The sequence below is a fragment of the Neorhizobium descurainiae genome, from assembly GCF_051400715.1.
Taxonomy (GTDB): Bacteria; Pseudomonadota; Alphaproteobacteria; order Rhizobiales; family Rhizobiaceae; genus Neorhizobium.
In genome coordinates this window covers 1-1,726 of sequence record NZ_JBLFFK010000072.1, presented here as the reverse complement: position 1 = coordinate 1,726, position 1,726 = coordinate 1, and the positions used below count along the sequence as shown (strand labels likewise).

Genomic DNA, 1,726 nt, shown 5'->3' with positions numbered 1-1,726 from the left:
ATTCATAGGCCTCCGTGTAGCCTATGAATCACCGATTAGATGATTTGGGAATCCTGAATGTCGATCCGACCTAGGGGGCACGCCCCGCAACATCACGCTGCAAAATTCACACAAACCGCTCTCCAGCTTGCACTGAAGGTGTGGTCCGGTATGCATAGCGACCTGCTGCGGGGGGAGACAGGCGCAACACGGTGAGGCGATAGTCAGAAGCGGAAAGAACTGCTCCAAAGCGGAAGAAAAATGCGTAGGCCGGCGATTTCCCAAAGGGGACCTTCTCGGCCGACAAGAGCAAGGCCTGGTCCGGATGTGTCCCGGCGTAGGAGAAGCGCAGGCCAAGTGCAGATCTTTGAGCCTGTTGTAACTGCACGCTATGGCTTGATCGGCCGATTGTGCAGCGTTTGGTACGGGGTTTCTCCGAACCGCCGCTGATAACTTTGTGACATGGCGTGCAGATTAACGTAGCCTTTTGCAGCGGCGATTGAGGTCAGTGTTTCCCCGACTCGTGCGGATTTTAGCGCCTCATTGATTCTGTCGAGCCGACAAGCGGTCAAAAAATCATGGGGGGTTATTCCCCTGAATCTTCGAAAGCCATCCGACAGACTGCGCGCTGAAATTTCAAGTTGGGCGGCTATGTCCATGATAGTTGGTGCCATGTCTGCCTGCTCCGTTATCAGGCGTTCTGCCTCACGCACATAACGGGGTGCAGCGCTTCTGGCTCCGGTTTCCAGATTCATATCGGCATTTTCGGCCCAGTTGCGCAGCAGTTCGATACAAATGGTCTCCTCAATGCGCTTCTCAATCAACGGATTGTCAATTCGGTTGTTCCGGGCATCAACTGACCGCGTTGCATAATCAAGCAGAGATAGCCAGGCGGAGTGTTCCCTGCCGAAGAGTAAGCGGCTTTTCCAAAGTCGGTCATCCGGGATGAAGCCGTACCAGCGCTGTGCGGTTTCTTCCATAAGGGCGTGGGGAATGGTTAGATTGAGTTGCAGATCATTGCCGTCGGCGATGTTCCAGTAGTCTGTTCGGCTGCAATCGACGACATAACTATCGCCTTGTCTGGTATCCACACTGTTCTTGTCTCCAAGAGGATGACGAACGCTTCCCTTCAAAGTGTTGACGACGATAATATTGCCCGAGTTTGGGTCGAAGTCGTCTGCCCTGGTAGAGACCCCGAAGCAGAAGCGGCTGAAAACTATTTTCCCGATCGTCAGTGTCCGCAGCGTGGCGTCAGGGTCGGCTCCCTTTATAAGAGGTCGTGTCGCAAGCGGCATGTAAACCCTGTGACAGAATGCATTGACTTCACCCCATTCACGGGAACCGGTCAGCTTGCCTTCAAGAAGTGGTTTACCATAAGCGTCATGTAAAAGCGCAGAGTTCAGCATGGGTGTCTCCTCCGTCCCACCTGTCGCATCCTACCAATGCCACAGAAGAGAGCACGGGTAGCTGACAATTGACCATACAGAAGCACGAACCGATACCCCGGCTGAGGTCAGCCTTTGAATTTTGGCAGGATTGCAAAATTCAAAGTCCGGATAGCGAAATCTCAACCAAAAAAGTCAGGTTAATACTGCGCGTCTATCCAACAGGGGGATGCCGTGCAGATGGGGACTTTGAATGACGACCTTACAAGCGAACTTGCTGCGAAGAAGGTAAGCGATGTTCTCAGACCCCGGCCTTGATGATCGGCTTCTCGGCATAAGCCCAGGGCATAAGGTCATCGATC

At 53.2% G+C, this 1,726-nt stretch carries 1 protein-coding gene; it reads right to left on the bottom strand.

Features of this window, described 5'->3' with window-relative positions:
* Positions 1–368: 368 nt before the first annotated feature.
* Entirely contained in the window at positions 369–1,385 is a 1,017-nt protein-coding gene (locus ACMGE0_RS33450) for an AraC family transcriptional regulator (protein ID WP_436820152.1), read from the bottom strand.
* Between the last annotated feature and the right edge of the window lie 341 nt (positions 1,386–1,726).

Coding starts and splice junctions, on each gene's coding strand:
- ACMGE0_RS33450 (WP_436820152.1), bottom strand. CDS start 1,385: ATGCTGAACTCTGCGCTTTTACATGACGCTTATGGTAAACCACTTCTT.